Here is a 19,048-nt window from a genome sequence, read left to right on the forward strand (position 1 = left end):
AACATCATAAAATCCCAATTATCCGCATAAACACTGGAAGCATTACACCCTATCAAGGATAAAACCAATCAAATTACTACTGATTTACTACGTATGAATGAGCTTTGGTACGACGATTTTTCTTGAAAGGTGAAATTTAAAAAGACACTTCCAATACAAATTGAATATTCAAAAGAGGTAGGCACTTCAAATATGAGGTGTCTATTTTTTTACTCAATTTGAAAGGTCGTGATAATGATGACAAGAAAACCTCATGAAAAGAAATGCCGTTCTCCCACGACAGGCACACTGAAAATATAAAAATCAATATATCACAGAAAGGACGAAAAATATGGAACTAAAATATGTTATTCCCAACATGGAAAAGACTTTTGGAAACTTGGAGTTTGCCGGTGAGGATAAGGTCATACAAAGAAGAATCAACGGACAGCTTACCGTTTTATCAAGAAGCTATAACCTCTATTCCGATGTGCAGAGAGCAGACGATATTGTGGTAACACTTCCGGCAGAAGCAGGCGAAAAGAACTTTGCCTTTGAGGAAAAAGTAAAGCTCATCAATCCCCGTATCAAAGCAGAGGGATACAAAATCGGCACACGAGGTTTTACCAATTATATTTTGGAAGCAGACGACATGATAAAAGCATAGAAAGTGAGGAAAAGAAATGAGATTAGCAAACGGTATTGTTTTAGAAAAGGAAGCGACCTTTGGAGAGCTGAAATTCTCCGCACTCCGTCGTGAGGTACGCATTCAAAAGGAAGATGGCACGCTTTCGGAAGAAATCAAGGAACGTACCTATGACCTTAAATCCAAAGGACAGGGACGAATGATTCAGGTAAGCATTCCAGCAAGTGTTCCGCTAAAAAACTTTGACTATAACGCACATGTAGAGCTTGTCAATCCGGTTGCCGATACAGTAGCAACCGCAACTTTTCAGGGTGCAGAGGTGGACTGGTATATCAAGGCAGATGATATTGTACCGGCAAAGAATACGGGAAATTTTAAAAAAGAAGCTCCTAAAAAAGAGCCTGTTATTGAAAAATAAGATAAAGAGAAAAAATCGAAAGGAGAAATACGCACATGAAACGGTGGCTTTTTTCCGGTAAACGGATTCGCCCAAGTGATAAAGATTTGGTATTTCATACAGCCATATCTATACTCCTGCCAGTGTTTATTCTTGTAGTCGCCCTGTTTCATGCCAAAACTATCTTAGAGATAAACCGGCAGGAGTTTCATTTACCAAAGGCAAGTGAAATCAATACTCTCTACCTTGCTTTAAGCTGTATCATTTCCGGTATTGTTTGTCTGTCGCTGATTTTTGTGATTAAACGCTATCGTTATGACTGGGTAAAACAACTCTACCATCGTCAGAAATTAGCCAGAATGATACTGGAAAATAAATGGTATGAAGCAAAACAGGTAAAATCAGAAGGCATTTTTGAAGATTCTTCCGGTCGGACAAGAGAAAAGATAAGCTACTTCCCGAAAGTCTATTACCGTATGAAAAACGGTCTGATACGGATACGTGTAGAAATCACACTGGGCAAGTATCAGGAACAGCTCCTGCATTTAGAGAAAAAGTTAGAAAGTGGCTTATATTGTGAGCTGACCGAAAAAGAGCTGAAAGATTCCTATATGGAATACACCTTGCTTTATGATATGATTGCAAACCGCATATCCATTGATGAAGTACAGGCAAAAAATGGAAAGCTCCGCCTTATGAAAAATATCTGGTGGGAATATGACAAGCTCCCACACATGCTGATTGCAGGCGGTACAGGTGGCGGTAAAACCTATTTTATCCTGACACTCATTGAAGCTCTGCTCTGTACAAACGCAAAACTGTATATCTTTGACCCAAAAAACGCCGACCTTGCAGACTTAGGTTCTGTCATGAAAGACGTTTATTACCAAAAGGAAGATATACTTTCCTGCATTGACAGATTCTATGAGGAAATGCTGGAACGCAGTATCTCAATGAAAGAAATGGAAAACTACAAAACAGGAGAAAACTATGCCTATTTGGGACTTCCGGCTCATTTTCTGATTTTTGATGAATATGTCGCTTTTATGGAAATGCTTGGAACAAAGGAGAATACCGCTGTCTTAAACAAGTTAAAACAGATAGTCATGTTAGGTCGGCAGGCAGGTTTTTTCTTAATCTTAGCCTGCCAAAGACCAGACGCAAAATATCTTGGTGACGGTATCCGTGACCAATTTAATTTCAGAGTGGCTTTAGGTCGTATGTCTGAAATGGGCTATGGTATGATGTTTGGAAGTGATGTGCAAAAAGATTTTTTCTTAAAACAAATCAAAGGTCGTGGCTATGTTGATGTAGGAACAAGTGTCATATCTGAATTTTACACACCCCTTGTACCGAAAGGACATGATTTCTTAGGGGAGATAAAGAAACTCGTGGACGGCAGGCAGGACGCACAAAAGGCGTGCGAAGCGTAAGCCTTGCCGTGCGGACTGTCTGCCGATTGGTGTGGCAATAGCCACGCCAGCACTTAACCCCCCGTATCTAACAGGGGGGTACAAATCGACAGGAAACAGTCAAAAAAACATTAGAAAATCCTTTGGTTACAAGGGATTTACAAAATTTCAGCGTATGTCAAATGGGCTTTAAAAGTTGACATACGCCTTTTTGATTGGAGGGATTTTTACTGAATGAACAAACTTGGTTACAGCATTTAAAAGAAAAACGCTTGGCTTATGGACTATCTCAAAACCGTTTAGCTGTTGCGACTGGTATTACAAGGCAGTATCTAAGCGATATTGAAACAGGAAAAGTCAAGCCATCAGAGGATTTACAGCAGTCCCTTTGGGAAGCTCTGGAACGCTTCAATCCCGACGCTCCCCTTGAAATGCTGTTTGATTATGTAAGGATTCGCTTTCCGACAACAGACGTACAGCAGGTGGTCGAAAACATCTTACAACTGAAACTGTCCTATTTTCTTCATGAGGACTATGGTTTCTATTCTTATTCAGAGCATTATGCTTTAGGCGACATATTCGTCCTTTGCTCCCATGAACTGGACAAAGGAGTTCTGGTGGAATTGAAAGGTCGTGGGTGCAGACAATTTGAAAGCTATCTTCTGGCACAACAAAGAAGCTGGTATGAGTTCTTTATGGACGTTTTGGTGGCTGGCGGTGTGATGAAACGCCTTGACCTTGCCATTAACGATAAGACAGGGATTTTGAATATCCCTGTACTCACTGAAAAGTGCCAACAGGAAGAATGTATCTCCGTCTTCCGCAGTTTTAAAAGCTATCGCAGTGGCGAACTGGTACGCAAAGAGGAAAAGGAATGTATGGGAAACACCCTCTATATCGGTTCATTACAAAGTGAAGTTTATTTCTGTATCTATGAAAAGGACTACGAGCAGTACAAGAAAAATGATATTCCCATTGAAGACGCAGAAGTAAAAAACCGTTTTGAGATTCGATTGAAAAATGAGCGTGCCTATTATGCAGTCCGTGATTTACTCGTCTATGACAATCCAGAGCATACCGCCTTTAAAATTATCAATCGGTATATCCGTTTTGTAGATAAAGACGATTCCAAACCTCGTTCTGATTGGAAACTGAATGAAGAATGGGCTTGGTTTATTGGGAACAATCGTGAACGATTAAAACTAACCACAAAACCAGAGCCTTACTCCTTCCAAAGGACGCTGAACTGGCTATCTCATCAAGTTGCCCCGACCTTAAAGGTTGCGATTAAACTTGATGAAATCAACCAGACGCAGGTTGTAAAAGACATTCTCGACCATGCGAAACTGACAGACCGACACAAGCAGATTTTGAAGCAACAGTCAGTAAAAGAACAGGACGTGATAACAACAAAAAAATAACTCAAATACAAATTCATTGAATATAGAGAGGAGAACATTTTTATGAATTTTGGACAAAACCTTTATAACTGGTTTCTATCAAACGCTCAATCACTGGTGCTTTTAGCAATCGTTGTGATTGGCTTGTATCTTGGCTTCAAGCGTGAGTTTAGCAAACTGATTGGCTTTTTAATTATTGCGATTATTGCGGTTGGCTTAGTCTTCAACGCTGCTGGAGTAAAAGACATTTTACTAGAGCTATTCAATCGCATTATTGGTGCTTAAATAAAACCGTTCTTTTGTGGAATATAAGTGGTTTTCTTATGTTCCGCAAAGGAATGGTACACCAAACGAAGTGCGGTAGGGATTTTTGAATCTCTACAAAGAAAGGACGTGAATATATGGACGATATGCAAGTCTATATTGCGAATTTAGGCAAATACAATGAGGGCGAATTGGTCGGTGCGTGGTTTACCTTTCCCATTGACTTTGAGGAAGTCAAAGAGAAAATCGGCTTGAATGATGAATATGAGGAATACGCCATTCATGACTACGAGTTACCCTTTACGGTTGACGAATACACTTCCATTGGCGAACTCAATCGACTATGGGAAATGGTATCGGAATTACCCGAAGAATTACAATCGGAGCTATCTGCTCTGCTCACTCATTTTTCAAGCATTGAAGAACTAAGCGAACATCAAGAGGATATTATCATTCATTCCGATTGTGATGATATGTATGACGTGGCACGCTACTACATTGAAGAAACGGGTGCTTTAGGCGAAGTACCAGCTAGTCTTCAAAACTATATTGATTATCAAGCCTATGGTCGGGATTTAGACCTTTCAGGAACGTTTATCTCAACCAATCATGGGATTTTTGAAATCGTCTATTAAATCTGTCGGTACATTACTACTGGCAGATTTTCTATTTTACGGGGTGGCTCAATCAGCTACCCCTATTTTTTATGAAAGGATTGATTACATGAAGAAAATACGAAGCTATACCAGTATCTGGTCTGTGGAAAAGGTACTGTATTCTATCAATGATTTTAGACTTCCGTTTCCCATAACCTTTACGCAAATGACATGGTTTGTCGTGTCACTCTTTGCAGTGATGATACTTGGCAACTTGCCCCCTCTTTCCATGATAGAGGGAGCATTTCTCAAATACTTTGGGATTCCTGTGGCTTTCACATGGTTTATGTCTACAAAAACTTTTGATGGTAAAAAGCCTTATGGATTTTTGAAGTCTGTCATTGCTTATGCACTGCGACCAAAGCTGACCTATGCAGGAAAAAAAGTAACGCTTGGCAGAAACCAGCCACAAGAAGCCATTACAGCAGTTAGGAGTGAATTTTATGGCATATCCAATTAAATACATTGAAAACAATCTCGTCTGGAATAAAGACGGGGAATGTTATGCTTACTATGAGCTTGTTCCTTACAATTACTCATTTCTAAGTCCAGAACAGAAAATACAAGTGCATGATTCTTTCAGACAGCTTATCGCACAAAATCGTGATGGCAAAATTCATGCTTTACAAATCAGTACAGAATCCAGCATACGTTCTGCACAAGAGCGTTCCAAAAATGAAGTCACTGGCAAGCTCAAAGCGGTTGCCTATGACAAAATCGACCAACAGACAGACGCTTTAATATCCATGATTGGCGAAAATCAAGTGAACTACCGTTTCTTTATCGGCTTTAAGTTGCTTCTCAACGATCAGGAGTTTTCTATGAAAAGTCTTACCGTTGAAGCAAAAAATGCTTTGTCTGATTTTGTCTATGATGTGAACCATAAGCTGATGGGCGATTTTGTTAGTATGAGTAATGATGAAATCCTGCGTTTTCAGAAGATGGAAAAGCTCTTAGAAAATAAAATCTCTCGTCGTTTCAAAATCCGCAGGTTAGATAAGGACGACTTCGCTATCTGATTGAACACCTTTACGGACAGACAGGCACTGCCTATGAAGAGTATGAGTACCATCTATCAAAGAAAAAGCTGGATAATGAAACGCTGATTAAATACTATGACTTGATTAAGCCTACTCGCTGTTTGGTGGAAGAAAAACAGCGATATTTGAAAATCCAGCAGGAAGATGAAACCGTCTATGTAGCTTACTTTACCAATTAACAGCATTGTCGGAGAACTGGACTTCCCGTCCTCTGAAATCTTCTACTACCAGCAACAGCAATTTACATTCCGATTGATACGTCAATGAATGTGGAAATTGTAGCGAATCGTAAAGCCCTATCTACTGTCCGCAATAAAAAGAAAGAACTGAAAGACTTGGATAACCACGCTTGGCAAAGTGATAATGAAACCAGCTCCAATGTGGCGGAAGCTCTGGAAAGTGTGAATGAGCTGGAAACCAATTTAGACCAAAGCAAGGAATCTATGTACAAGCTGTCTTATGTGGTAAGGGTATCAGCAAATGATCTTGACGAACTCAAACGTCGTTGTAATGAAGTGAAAGATTTTTATGACGATTTAAGCGTAAAACTGGTACGACCATTTGGGGATATGCTCGGCTTACATGAAGAATTTTTACCTGCCAGCAAGCGTTATATGAATGATTATATTCAATACGTGACCTCTGATTTCCTCGCTGGTTTAGGTTTTGGTGCTACTCAAATGCTGGGGGAAATGAGGGGATTTATGTTGGCTACAGCTTAGATACTGGACGCAATGTCTATCTGAAACCTGCTCTTGCCAGTCAAGGGGTTAAGGGTTCAGTAACCAATGCGTTAGCGTCGGCTTTTGTTGGTTCGCTGGGTGGTGGTAAATCCTTTGCGAATAACCTTATCGTCTATTATGCGGTGCTTTATGGGGCACAAGCAGTGATTGTAGACCCAAAAGCAGAACGTGGCAGATGGAAAGAAACCTTGCCAGAGATTTCCCATGAAATCAATATCGTCACTCTGACTTCTGATGAGAAAAACAAAGGCTTACTTGACCCTTATGTGATTATGAAAAATCCCAAAGATTCTGAATCACTGGCTATTGATATTCTGACATTCCTTACGGGGATTTCCTCTCGTGATGGGGAACGCTTCCCAATCCTTAGAAAAGCCATTCGTGCAGTAACCAATAGTGAAGTACGAGGGTTGATGAAAGTGATTGAGGAATTACGGGTTGAGAATACGCCACTAAGTACCAGTATAGCCGACCATATCGAAAGTTTTACAGACTATGACTTTGCACATTTATTATTCAGTAATGGTTATGTGGAGCAGTCTATCAGCTTAGAAAAACAACTGAACATTATACAGGTTGCGGACTTGGTACTTCCCGACAAGGAAACTTCCTTTGAGGAATATACCACTATGGAGCTTTTATCCGTTGCTATGCTGATTGTCATTAGTACCTTTGCTTTAGACTTTATCCATACAGACCGAAGCATTTTCAAGATTGTAGATTTAGACGAAGCATGGAGCTTTTTACAGGTAGCACAAGGAAAAACACTATCTATGAAGCTGGTTCGGGCTGGTCGTGCTATGAACGCTGGGGTATATTTCGTGACCCAAAATACAGACGACTCTTAGATGAAAAACTGAAAATAACCTCGGCTTAAAATTTGCATTTCGTTCCACTGACCTTAACGAGATTAAAAAGACCTTAGCCTTTTTTGGTGTAGACCAGAGGACGAAAACAATCAGAAGCGATTGCGTGATTTGGAAAACGGGCAATGCCTTATCAGTGATTTATATGGTCGTGTCGGTGTGATACAGTTCCACCCTGTATTTGAAGAACTGCTCCATGCCTTTGATACCAGACCACCTGTGCGAAAAGAGGTGTAAATGTGAAACCATCAATAGTAAACAGAATAAAATCAAACTGGACGCTGAAACGTCTAGGTAAAGTGGCAATGACAGTGGCTTTCACACTTGTGATTGCCATTTTTCTTTTAGCCATGCTGGGAACGGTGGTTCAAGCTGCGGGCTTGGTAGATGATACGGTCAATGTGGCAAATGAATACAGCCGATACCCACTTGAAAACTATCAACTGGATTTTATGTGGATAATAGCTGGGGCTGGCTTCCGTGGAACTGGTCGGACGGGATTGGAAAACAGGTCATGTATGGACTATATGCCATTACCAATTTTATTTGGACAATCAGTTTGTATGTTTCCAATGCGACAGGTTACTTAGTACAGGAAGCCTATTCCTTAGACTTCATTTCCGCTACAGCAGATTCCATTGGTAAGAATATGCAGACCTTAGCTGGTGTGAGTGCAACGGATTTTCAACAGAGGGTTTCTATGTTGGATTCCTCTTACTCTTGATTTTGGTTCTTGGGGTTTATGTTGCCTATACGGGACTGATAAAGAGAGAAACCACAAAGGCAATTCATGCCATTATGAATTTTGTGCTGGTGTTTATCCTATCGGCTTCCTTTATTGCCTACGCTCCCGACTACATTAAAAAATCAATGACTTTTCATCAGACATCAGTAATGCCAGTTTATCACTTGGCACGAAGATTGTCATGCCCCATTCCGATAGTCAAGGCAAGGACAGCGTGGACTTAATCAGAGATAGCCTGTTTTCCATACAGGTTCAGCAACCGTGGCTACTGCTTCAATACAACAGTTCAGACATTGAAAGTATCGGTATTGACCGTGTGGAAAGCCTGCTCTCCACCAGCCAGATTCCAACAATGGCGAAGACAGAGAAAAATTGTTGCGGAAGAAATTGAAGACAGAAGCAATACCAATCTAACCATTACAAAGACCATTAACCGTTTAGGTACAGTCTTCTTCCTATTTGTCTTCAATATTGGGATTTCCATATTGTATTCCTATTAACAGGAATCATGATTTTCTCGCAGGTACTTTTTATCATCTATGCTATGTTTCTGCCTGTGAGCTTTATTTTAAGCATGATTCCATCATTTGATGGTATGTCAAAACGAGCCATAACAAAGCTCTTTAATACCATTTTGACACGAGCTGGAATCACATTGATTATTACGACAGCATTTAGTATTTCAACCATGCTCTATACCTTATCGGCTGGTTATCCGTTCTTTTTGATTGCTTTTCTACAGATTGTGACCTTTGCAGGAATCTACTTCAAGCTGGGCGATTTAATGAGTATGTTTTCTCTACAGAGTAACGATTCTCAAAGTGTGGGAAGTCGTGTGATGAGAAAACCTCGTATGCTTATGCACGCTCACATGCACCGTCTACAGCGGAAACTTGGACGTTCCATGACTACTCTAGGGGCTGGGTCTGCCATTGTTACAGGTAAAAAGGACAGTCGGGTTCGGGGAGTTCTGCAAGGACACAAGCAGATCACTCCCGACCAGACGGAAAGGAAAAATCAACACTTGGAAAACGTATCGGTCAAACCATCGGTACAGTAGCTGATACCAAAGACAGAATGGTAGACACTGCTAGTGGTTTGAAAGAACAGGTTAAAGATTTGCCGACCAATGCAAGATATGCAGTATATCAAGGAAAATCCAAAGTAAAAGAGAATGTCCGTGATTTAACCAGTAGTATTTCTCAAACCAAAGCGGACAGAGCCAGTGGACGCAAGGAACAGCAGGAACAAAGGCGAAAAACCATTGCGAAGCGTCGCTCTGAAATGGAACAGGTCAAACAGAAAAACAGCCTGCTTCTTCTGTTCATGAAAGACCGACTACAAGACAAGACAATATCATGATGAACAGACCTCAAAACAGTCTAATATTCAGACTTCATATAAGGAATCTCAACAAGCCAAACAAGAGCGTCCAGCAGTTAAGTCCGATTTTTCAAGTCCAAAAGTGGAACGCCAAGGCAATACCGTTCAAGAAAAAACCGTTCAAAGCCAGCAACTTCAACCACTACAGCAGATAGAACTTCACAACGTCCAATCACAAAAGAACGTCCGTCTACTGTTCAAAGAGTACCACTACAAAATACAAGAAGTAGACCACCAATCAAAACCGCCACCATTAAGAAAGTCGGTAAGAAACCATGAAGTTGAAAACTTTAGTGATTGGTGGTTCTGGATTATTCTTGATGGTCTTCTCACTGCTTCTGTTTGTTGCCATTTTATTTTCAGATGAACAGGACAGCGGAATTTCCAATATTCATTATGGAGGTGTGAATGTTTCCGCAGAAGTGCTGGCTCATAAGCCTATGGTAGAAAAATATGCCAAAGAATATGGCGTTGAAGAATATGTCAACATACTTCTTGCGATTATACAGGTGGAATCGGGCGGTACTGCGGAAGATGTTATGCAGTCCTCGGAATCCCTCGGTCTTCCACCTAATTCATTGAGTACAGAAGAATCCATTAAGCAAGGTGTGAAGTATTTCAGTGAATTATTAGCCAGTAGCGAAAGGCTCAGTGTAGATTTAGAATCGGTTATCCAGTCCTACAATTATGGTGGTGGTTTCTTAGGGTATGTGGCTAATCGTGGAAATAAATATACCTTTGAACTGGCTCAAAGTTTCTCAAAAGAGTATTCAGGTGGCGAAAAAGTGTCTTACCCCAATCCCATAGCCATACCTATCAATGGGGGCTGGCGATACAACTATGGCAATATGTTTTATGTGCAACTGGTAACGCAGTATCTTGTCACAACAGAGTTTGATGATGATACGGTACAAGCCATCATGGACGAAGCACTGAAATATGAGGGCTGGCGATACGTTTACGGTGGAGCTTCCCCGACTACTTCTTTTGATTGTAGCGGACTGACACAATGGACGTATGGAAAAGCTGGAATTAACTTACCACGAACCGCACAACAGCAATATGATGTGACCCAGCATATCCCACTATCGGAAGCACAAGCTGGCGATTTGGTTTTCTTTCATTCTACCTATAACGCTGGCTCTTATATTACTCATGTTGGGATATACCTTGGCAATAACCGTATGTTTCATGCAGGCGACCCAATCGGTTATGCCGACTTAACAAGCCCCTACTGGCAACAGCATTTAGTGGGAGCAGGACGAATCAAACAATGAGAAAGGAAGATTTAATGATGAAATTTAGAAAAAATCAGAATAAAGAAAAACAGATACCAAAGGAAAAGAAACCTCGTGTCTACTATAAGGTCAATCCTCATAAAAAGGTTGTGATTGCCTTGTGGGTACTTTTAGGGCTTAGTTTCAGCTTTGCGATATTCAAGCACTTTACAGCTATAGATACTCATACTATTCACGAAACAACTATCATAGAAAAGGAATACGTTGATACTCATCATGTAGAAATTTTGTAGAGAACTTTGCGAAGTCTACTATTCATGGGAGCAATCCGATAAGTCCATTGATAATCGAATGGAAAGTCTAAAAGGCTATCTGACAGATGAACTTCAAGCTCTCAATGTTGATACAGTACGCAAAGATATTCCTGTATCGTCTTCTGTAAGAGGATTTCAGATATGGACGGTAGAGCCAACTGGCGACAATGAGTTTAATGTAACCTACAGTGTAGACCAGCTCATTACAGAGGGAGAAAATACAAAGACCGTCCACTCTGCTTATATAGTGAGTGTCTATGTAGATGGTTCTGGAAATATGGTACTGGTTAAGAATCCGACCATTACCAACATACCTAAGAAATCAAGTTATAAACCAAAAGCCATTGAAAGTGAGGGGACGGTTGATTCCATTACAACCAATGAAATCAATGAGTTTTTAACGACGTTCTTCAAGCTCTATCCTACAGCGACAGCCAGTGAACTTTCCTACTATGTGAATGACGGGATATTAAAACCAATCGGAAAAGAGTACATCTTTCAAGAACTGGTAATCCTATTCACAATCGTAAGGATAATCAAGTCACGGTATCGCTGACAGTGGAGTATATCGACCAGCAGACCAAAGCAACGCAGGTATCTCAATTTGATTTGGTACTTGAAAAGAACGGGAGTAATTGGAAGATTATAGAATAACAAATATTGGTACATTATTACAGCTATTTTGTAATCACGTACTCTCTTTGATAAAAAATTGGAGATTCCTTTACAAATATGCTCTTACGTGCTATTATTTAAGTATCTATTTAAAAGGAGTTAATAAATATGCGGCAAGGTATTCTTAAATAAACTGTCAATTTGATAGTGGGAACAAATAATTGGATGCCCTTTTGGGCTTTTGAATGGAGGAAAATCACATGAAATTATTAATATTGGAGTTTTAGCTCATGTTGATGCAGGAAAAACTACCTTAACAGAAAGCTTATTATATAACAGTGGAGCGATTACAGAATTAGGAAGCGTGGACAAAGGTACAACGAGGACGGATAATACGCTTTTAGAACGTCAGAGAGGAATTACAATTCAGACAGGAATAACCTCTTTTCAGTGGGAAAATACGAAGGTGAACATCATAGACACGCCAGGACATATGGATTTCTTAGCAGAAGTATATCGTTCATTATCAGTTTTAGATGGGGCAATTCTACTGATTTCTGCAAAAGATGGCGTACAAGCACAAACTCGTATATTATTTCATGCACTTAGGAAAATGGGGATTCCCACAATCTTTTTTATCAATAAGATTGACCAAAATGGAATTGATTTATCAACGGTTTATCAGGATATTAAAGAGAAACTTTCTGCCGAAATTGTAATCAAACAGAAGGTAGAACTGTATCCTAATATGTGTGTGACGAACTTTACCGAATCTGAACAATGGGATACGGTAATAGAGGGAAACGATGACCTTTTAGAGAAATATATGTCCGGTAAATCATTAGAAGCATTGGAACTCGAACAAGAGGAAAGCATAAGATTTCAGAATTGTTCCCTGTTCCCTGTTTATCACGGAAGTGCAAAAAACAATATAGGGATTGATAACCTTATAGAAGTGATTACGAATAAATTTTATTCATCAACACATCGAGGTCAGTCTGAACTTTGCGGAAAAGTTTTCAAAATTGAGTATTCGGAAAAAAGACAGCGTCTTGCATATATACGTCTTTATAGTGGCGTACTGCATTTGCGAGATTCGGTTAGAATATCGGAAAAGGAAAAAATAAAAATTAAAGAAATGTATACTTCAATAAATGGTGAATTATGTAAAATCGATAAGGCTTATTCCGGGGAAATTGTTATTTTGCAGAATGAGTTTTGAAGTTAAATAGTGTTCTTGGAGATACAAAGCTATTGCCACAGAGAGAGAGAATTGAAAATCCCCTCCCTCTGCTGCAAACGACTGTTGAACCGAGCAAACCTCAACAAAGGGAAATGTTACTTGATGCACTTTTAGAAATCTCCGACAGTGACCCGCTTCTGCGATATTATGTGGATTCTGCGACACATGAAATCATACTTTCTTTCTTAGGGAAAGTACAAATGGAAGTGACTTGTGCTCTGCTGCAAGAAAAGTATCATGTGGAGATAGAAATAAAAGAGCCTACAGTCATTTATATGGAAAGACCGTTAAAAAAAGCAGAGTATACCATTCACATCGAAGTTCCACCGAATCCTTTCTGGGCTTCCATTGGTCTATCTGTAGCACAGCTTCCATTAGGGAGCGGAGTACAGTATGAGAGCTCGGTTTCTCTTGGATACTTAAATCAATCGTTTCAAAATGCAGTTATGGAGGGGATACGCTATGGCTGTGAACAAGGATTGTATGGTTGGAATGTGACGGACTGTAAAATCTGTTTTAAGTATGGCTTATACTATAGCCCTGTTAGTACCCCAGCAGATTTTCGGATGCTTGCTCCTATTGTATTGGAACAAGTCTTAAAAAAAGCTGGAACAGAATTGTTAGAGCCATATCTTAGTTTTAAAATTTATGCGCCACAGGAATATCTTTCACGAGCATACAACGATGCTCCTAAATATTGTGCGAACATCGTAGACACTCAATTGAAAAATAATGAGGTCATTCTTAGTGGAGAAATCCCTGCTCGGTGTATTCAAGAATATCGTAGTGATTTAACTTTCTTTACAAATGGACGTAGTGTTTGTTTAACAGAGTTAAAAGGGTACCATGTTACTACCGGTGAACCTGTTTGCCAGCCCCGTCGTCCAAATAGTCGGATAGATAAAGTACGATATATGTTCAATAAAATAACTTAGTGTATTTTATGTTGTTATATAAATATGGTTTCTTGTTAAATAAGATGAAATATTTTTTAATAAAGATTTGAATTAAAGTGTAAAGGAGGAGATAGTTATTATAAACTACAAGTGGATATTGTGTCCTGTATGTGGAAATAAAACACGATTAAAGATAAGGGAAGATACTGAATTAAAAAAATTCCCCCTCTATTGTCCGAAATGCAGACAAGAAAATTTAATTGAAATAAAGCAGTTCAAAGTAACTGTGATTACAGAGCCAGACGCAAAGACGCAGAGCCGATAAAATGAGATTAATACAATCTCATTTTATCGGCTCTTTCCGTTATGTATGGATTCTTTTAATTAGTCTTCGATGTTTCTTGCTTCGTTGATACCGCTGGCTAAAGATTCCATTAAGGATAGTTCTTTGTCTGTAAAGCTATCCATGTATTTCTCTATCTGTAATCGTCGGGTGCTTTTTACCAAGTTATTAGCAGGTAAGAAAAATTCATCAACGGAAACATGAAGTAACGATACAAGGTCATAAAGAACTTGTATGCTGGGGTGTTGCCCTTTATTTTCAATATTAGTTAAGTACCGTGGGTCAATTTCAATCAATGCTCCCACTTGTTCACGAGTTAAACCTCGTTTCAATCGAGCTTCTTTAATGGCTAAACCAAAGGCTCTAAAATCATATTTATCTTCTTTTTTACGCATAGTAGACCACCTCTATACATTTTATTGTTCCTACTGAATTAAAAACAGGTATAGAAAAACGTGTTATATGGTTTATAGGTTTATATTTAATAAAAAGCACTACTAAACGCCAATAAAAAAAACCGTTATATGGTAGTGCTATTTACGCTGTTAAAATATTGTATATTACTTCCAAATGGCGGTTTGTTGGAGGTCAACGTCGCCATGAAGTACATCATATACAATAAATTTCCTTACATTGGGTTCTTGTCAAAAAAAGTCGTCTATCTGCAATAGATAAGTACGTCCACCAATGTGGTTTTATAAATCATATAGATAGAATAACAGAAGCATGTAAACAGAGAAATAAATCTGTTTATATGCTTTTTTGGCTATTCAGAACTTTTTTACAAAGTTTATTTATCAGTAATGCAACAAATCCCCCTTTCACATTGGGACTAAGAGTGAAAGGAGATAAACGAGCAAGGCTCACTTCCTTTCCTAGACAGAAAGGGGGTGAGAAACATGAAACCATCTTCTTTTCAGACCACAATAGAAAATCAGTTTGACTATATCTGTAAACGTGCTATGGAAGACGAGCGAAAGAATTATATGCTTTATCTTTCAAGGATTGCAAAGCGTGAGGTGTCCTTTTCGGATGTTGGCGATTATCTTGTTAGCCAGTTTGCGACAACAGATAACTATTCAACTGACTTTCAGATTTTTACACTCAATGGGTTATCAGTAGGCGTTGAAAATGATTTGTTGAGTGAAGCATTACGTGAGTTGCCAGACAAGAAACGTGAAATTCTACTGCTGTTTTACTTTATGGACATGAGCGATTCAGAAATTGCAGACCTGTTGAAATTGAACCGTTCTACTGTCTATCGGCATAGAACCAGTGGACTAGCCTTAATTAAAAAGTTTATGGAGGAATTTGAAGAATGAAAACACAATATCCTATGATTCCCTTTCCTCTCATTGTAAAGGCAACAGATGGCGATACCGAAGCGATTAACCAGATTCTACATCATTACAGAGGGTACATAACGAAGCGTTCCCTACGACTTATGAAAGATGAATATGGCAATCAAAGTATGGTCGTTGATGAAGTCTTACGTGGAAGAATGGAAACCAGACTGATTACAAAGATTTTGTCATTTGAAATTAAGTAATATCCTCTCTCCTTTCGTGGAAGCGTGCTAAACCATTCCACGCTTCCCGAACAGGGAGGTTTGTTATTCCACCAAAGCATATTGAGCTTTCAATGTGTTTTGATAGGCTAACGAGCCATTGTTCTTTGAAAACTGAATAAAAGTAATCGAATACGTTTCGATAAGAAAAGAGCCAACGGAACTAACCGCCATGACCTATCTTATAAAGATAGCGAGCGATTCATGTTAGTGATCCGAGAAGCAATCTTTAGCAGGATTGCCTGCAACGACATTCTTATCGTGATAATGATACTCCCATACAGTCAATAGTCCGAGCGTGATAAAACCGTCGCAGGCAATGAGTATGGCTACATGAGAACCATGCAGGGGTGGAACTCCCGTGAGCTTTGCTAAAGCTGTTCGATTGCTGGTAAAACAACTTTTATGAAATCCAAATAAGTGATTTGGAAAGGAGGATTTTATGAAGCAGACTGACATTCCTATTTGGGAACGTTATACCCTAACCATTGAAGAAGCGTCAAAATATTTTCGTATTGGCGAAAACAAGCTACGACGCTTGGCAGAGGAAAATAAAAATGCAAATTGGCTGATTATGAATGGCAATCGTATTCAGATTAAACGAAAACAATTTGAAAAAATTATAGATACATTGGACGCAATCTAGCGTCGCCAAAGGGTCTTGTATATGATAAAATAGTATTAAGTCGTATCAAGGCTCTTTCCATAAAGGAAAGGAGCAAATGCCATGTCAGAAAAAAGACGTGACAATAAAGGTCGAATCTTAAAGACTGGAGAGAGCCAACGAAAAGACGGAAGATACTTATACAAATATATAGATTCATTTGGAGAACCGCAATTTGTTTACTCGTGGAAACTTGTGGCTACAGACCGAGTACCAGCAGGAAAGCGTGATTGTATCTCACTTAGAGAGAAAATCGCAGAGTTACAGAAAGACATTCATGATGGTATTGATGTTGTAGGAAAGAAAATGACACTCTGCCAGCTTTACGCAAAACAGAACGCTCAAAGACCAAAGGTTAGAAAAAACACTGAAACTGGACGCAAATATCTTATGGATATTTTGAAGAAAGACAAGTTAGGTGTAAGAAGTATTGACAGTATTAAGCCATCAGACGCTAAAGAATGGGCTATTAGAATGAGTGAAAATGGTTATGCTTATCAAACCATCAATAACTACAAACGTTCTTTAAAGGCTTCATTCTATATTGCTATACAAGATGATTGTGTTCGGAAGAATCCATTTGACTTTCAACTGAAAGCAGTTCTTGATGATGATACTGTCCCTAAGACCGTACTAACAGAAGAACAGGAAGAAAAACTGTTAGCCTTTGCAAAAGCTGATAAAACCTACAGCAAAAATTATGATGAAATTCTGATACTCTTAAAAACAGGTCTTCGTATTTCAGAGTTTGGTGGTTTGACACTTCCAGATTTAGATTTTGAGAATCGTCTTGTCAATATAGACCATCAGCTATTGAGAGATACTGAAATTGGGTACTACATTGAAACACCAAAGACCAAAAGTGGCGAACGTCAAGTTCCTATGGTTGAAGAAGCCTATCAAGCATTTAAGCGAGTGTTAGCGAATCGAAAGAATGATAAGCGTGTTGAGATTGATGGATATAGTGATTTCCTCTTTCTTAATAGAAAGAACTATCCAAAAGTGGCAAGTGATTACAACGGCATGATGAAAGGTCTTGTTAAGAAATACAATAAGTATAACGAGGATAAATTGCCACACATCACTCCACATAGTTTGCGACATACATTCTGTACCAACTATGCAAATGCAGGAATGAATCCAAAGGCATTACAGTACATTATGGGACATGCTAATATAGCCATGACGCTGAACTATTACGCACATGCAACATTCGATTCTGCAATGGCAGAAATGAAACGCTTGAATAAAGAGAAGCAACAGGAGCGTCTTGTTGCTTAGTAGTACAAATGAATTTACTACTTATTTACCACTTCTGACAGCTAAGACATGAGGAAATATGCAAAGAAACGTGAAGTATCTTCCTACAGTAAAAATACTCGAAAGCACATAGAATAAGGCTTTACGAGCATTTAAGAAAATATAAAAAGATAATTAGAAATTTATACTTTGTTTTACTTAAAAACAGTAAGTTTCATCTGTTTGTCGTTAAAATAATCAGTTATATTTTGATTTTTTTATTTATTATGGTATAATTAATTTAAAGCTAACGCTAAAAAGAAAGCGAGTGTAACAATGAAATTACTAGAAATATTTAAGGATTCTAAAAAACAGAAAACATCTCAAAATGTAATTGATGATGAGCAATTAAAAATAAATTTTATTTATCCTGAAGATGAAGAAATAGCAAAAATTGTTGAAAATGAAGTTTTGGCACATAGAAATCTTAAACAAATTCTGAAAATAAAAAATGAGTTAGAAGATATTTTAAACGAAAACATAAAACCAGGTCCTTTTGAATATGATTTGGTGGGACATGACTGCACTGGAACATATTACTATGAAAATATCTGGTTTATAGATTTGCTTGCAACAATTTATGAATATACAGAAGAAAATAAGAGATCTAGAAGAAAAATATGTTGTAAAGCAATTTTAAGTAATTTTTATTATTTCGGAGTAACTTTTCCTGATAAAGTTTATGCAGATAAATTTAACTATATCGAAAATATTTCTGATGAATTATACGAAAAAGCCCTTTTAGAAGAACAAAGATTAAAAAAGAAACTGTACAAATTTTCTGATGAATATCTAGAAGAAGTAAATAATAAAAAAATACAAGAATTTATAAATTTTGAAATTTCAAGACATAAAAACGAATATGAAAAAGAAGAAATTGCAGAACTTGAAAACATACTAAATCAAATAATTTATAACATAGACAACGAATCCGAAGAAGAAGATACAAACATTATTAAAAACAAAATCATTAATTTTATTGGAAATAGCAAAACATTTTCATACCAAAGCAAGAATATTTGGATTATAGAACTGGTAATAAAAATTTTAGAAAATTATTCCCAAGATTTAGCTAAATATAGAGCATTATTTTGTATGGAACTTTTAAATCAATTATATCTTTTTGAAATTGAAGATTTAAACGAGTTAAATAAAACTGAGTTTGAAATGATACGAAAAAAATTATATCAGTATATATCAGTATTACAGATTTTATGATAAATTAAGGATGGAACGAAAGAAAAAGTTTTTGTAAGTAAGAATATTGAAAATTTTTTCAAAAAAGCCCTAGTTTCTACAACAAGAAGTGTTATCGGTAATCAGCTAACATAATCAAAG

Annotated in this window: 17 protein-coding genes and 4 pseudogenes; 19 read left to right on the forward strand and 2 right to left on the reverse strand. The window is 38.1% G+C overall.

Going from position 1 to position 19,048, the window contains the following annotated elements:
* Positions 1-331 precede the first annotated feature (331 nt).
* The 14 genes and pseudogenes from HW275_RS10190 to HW275_RS10260 all read left to right on the forward strand — a co-directional run bounded on the left by HW275_RS10190 (position 332) and on the right by HW275_RS10260 (position 14,162).
* Positions 332-646, forward strand: coding sequence for a YdcP family protein (locus HW275_RS10190; RefSeq protein WP_050219866.1), 315 nt, complete (start codon positions 332-334; stop codon positions 644-646).
* 16 nt (positions 647-662) lie between these two features.
* Positions 663-1,043 carry a YdcP family protein gene (locus HW275_RS10195; protein WP_178936372.1) on the forward strand — a complete coding sequence of 127 codons (381 nt, stop codon included), beginning with the start codon at positions 663-665 and terminating at the stop codon, positions 1,041-1,043.
* 35 nt (positions 1,044-1,078) lie between these two features.
* Complete coding sequence (locus tag HW275_RS10200; RefSeq protein ID WP_178936371.1) at positions 1,079-2,455, forward strand: FtsK/SpoIIIE domain-containing protein; 1,377 nt, start codon at positions 1,079-1,081, stop codon at positions 2,453-2,455.
* A 19-nt stretch (positions 2,456-2,474) separates the two neighbouring features.
* On the forward strand, positions 2,475-2,627 hold the full coding sequence (locus HW275_RS10205) for a conjugal transfer protein (RefSeq protein WP_178936452.1): 153 nt from the start codon (positions 2,475-2,477) through the stop codon (positions 2,625-2,627).
* 22 nt (positions 2,628-2,649) lie between these two features.
* On the forward strand, positions 2,650-3,855 hold the full coding sequence (mobT, locus tag HW275_RS10210) for a MobT family relaxase (protein WP_000398284.1): 1,206 nt from the start codon (positions 2,650-2,652) through the stop codon (positions 3,853-3,855).
* A 42-nt stretch (positions 3,856-3,897) separates the two neighbouring features.
* Positions 3,898-4,119 carry a hypothetical protein gene (locus tag HW275_RS10215; protein WP_001009056.1) on the forward strand — a complete coding sequence of 74 codons (222 nt, stop codon included), beginning with the start codon at positions 3,898-3,900 and terminating at the stop codon, positions 4,117-4,119.
* Between the two features lie 116 nt (positions 4,120-4,235).
* On the forward strand, positions 4,236-4,733 hold the full coding sequence (locus HW275_RS10220; RefSeq protein WP_000342539.1) for an antirestriction protein ArdA: 498 nt from the start codon (positions 4,236-4,238) through the stop codon (positions 4,731-4,733).
* Positions 4,734-4,821: 88 nt separating this feature from the next.
* A complete protein-coding gene (locus HW275_RS10225) occupies positions 4,822-5,214 on the forward strand; it encodes a conjugal transfer protein (protein ID WP_000723888.1) in 393 nt (130 codons plus the stop codon).
* Positions 5,198-7,640: pseudogene (locus HW275_RS10230) on the forward strand (ATP-binding protein). The gene HW275_RS10225 and the pseudogene HW275_RS10230 overlap by 17 nt, the downstream one beginning before the upstream one ends.
* Before the next feature lie 2 nt (positions 7,641-7,642).
* Positions 7,643-9,810: pseudogene (locus HW275_RS10240) on the forward strand (CD3337/EF1877 family mobilome membrane protein).
* Positions 9,807-10,808, forward strand: coding sequence for a lysozyme family protein (locus HW275_RS10245; protein ID WP_000769868.1), 1,002 nt, complete (start codon positions 9,807-9,809; stop codon positions 10,806-10,808). The pseudogene HW275_RS10240 and the gene HW275_RS10245 overlap by 4 nt, the downstream one beginning before the upstream one ends.
* Positions 10,805-11,737: pseudogene (locus HW275_RS10250) on the forward strand (conjugal transfer protein). Before HW275_RS10245 ends, HW275_RS10250 begins: the two are co-directional and overlap by 4 nt.
* Positions 11,738-11,939: 202 nt before the next feature.
* Positions 11,940-13,876 (forward strand): annotated as a pseudogene (tet(M), locus tag HW275_RS10255) (tetracycline resistance ribosomal protection protein Tet(M)).
* A gap of 118 nt (positions 13,877-13,994) precedes the next feature.
* Entirely contained in the window at positions 13,995-14,162 is a 168-nt protein-coding gene (locus HW275_RS10260) for a cysteine-rich KTR domain-containing protein (RefSeq protein WP_000336323.1), read from the forward strand.
* Positions 14,163-14,221: 59 nt separating this feature from the next.
* On the opposite strand, the gene HW275_RS10265 is transcribed toward HW275_RS10260, so the two are convergent.
* Entirely contained in the window at positions 14,222-14,575 is a 354-nt protein-coding gene (locus HW275_RS10265; RefSeq protein ID WP_001227347.1) for a helix-turn-helix transcriptional regulator, read from the reverse strand.
* Between the two features lie 504 nt (positions 14,576-15,079).
* On the opposite strand from HW275_RS10265, the gene HW275_RS10270 reads away from it, so the two are divergent.
* Together HW275_RS10270 and HW275_RS10275 are read left to right on the forward strand one after the other, a co-directional pair.
* Complete coding sequence (locus HW275_RS10270; RefSeq protein ID WP_000804885.1) at positions 15,080-15,502, forward strand: sigma-70 family RNA polymerase sigma factor; 423 nt, start codon at positions 15,080-15,082, stop codon at positions 15,500-15,502.
* A complete protein-coding gene (locus HW275_RS10275; protein WP_000857133.1) occupies positions 15,499-15,729 on the forward strand; it encodes a helix-turn-helix domain-containing protein in 231 nt (76 codons plus the stop codon). Before HW275_RS10270 ends, HW275_RS10275 begins: the two co-directional genes overlap by 4 nt.
* A gap of 225 nt (positions 15,730-15,954) precedes the next feature.
* Here HW275_RS10275 and HW275_RS12525 read toward each other — a convergent pair whose 3' ends face one another.
* Positions 15,955-16,206 (reverse strand): hypothetical protein, encoded by a 252-nt coding sequence (locus HW275_RS12525; protein WP_001845478.1) that lies wholly within the window; start codon positions 16,204-16,206, stop codon positions 15,955-15,957.
* On the opposite strand from HW275_RS12525, the gene HW275_RS10280 reads away from it, so the two are divergent.
* The 3 genes from HW275_RS10280 to HW275_RS10290 all read left to right on the forward strand — a co-directional run bounded on the left by HW275_RS10280 (position 16,190) and on the right by HW275_RS10290 (position 18,928).
* On the forward strand, positions 16,190-16,393 hold the full coding sequence (locus HW275_RS10280; protein ID WP_000814511.1) for an excisionase: 204 nt from the start codon (positions 16,190-16,192) through the stop codon (positions 16,391-16,393). The genes HW275_RS12525 and HW275_RS10280 overlap by 17 nt on opposite strands.
* Positions 16,394-16,474: 81 nt before the next feature.
* Positions 16,475-17,692 (forward strand): tyrosine-type recombinase/integrase, encoded by a 1,218-nt coding sequence (locus HW275_RS10285; RefSeq protein ID WP_001291561.1) that lies wholly within the window; start codon positions 16,475-16,477, stop codon positions 17,690-17,692.
* A gap of 294 nt (positions 17,693-17,986) precedes the next feature.
* Positions 17,987-18,928, forward strand: a complete 942-nt coding sequence (locus tag HW275_RS10290) for a hypothetical protein (RefSeq protein WP_255460090.1) — start codon at positions 17,987-17,989, stop codon at positions 18,926-18,928.
* The last annotated feature ends 120 nt before the right edge of the window (positions 18,929-19,048 follow it).

The sequence above is a fragment of the Leptotrichia sp. oral taxon 223 genome (genome assembly GCF_013394795.1).
Classification (GTDB): domain Bacteria; phylum Fusobacteriota; class Fusobacteriia; order Fusobacteriales; family Leptotrichiaceae; genus Leptotrichia.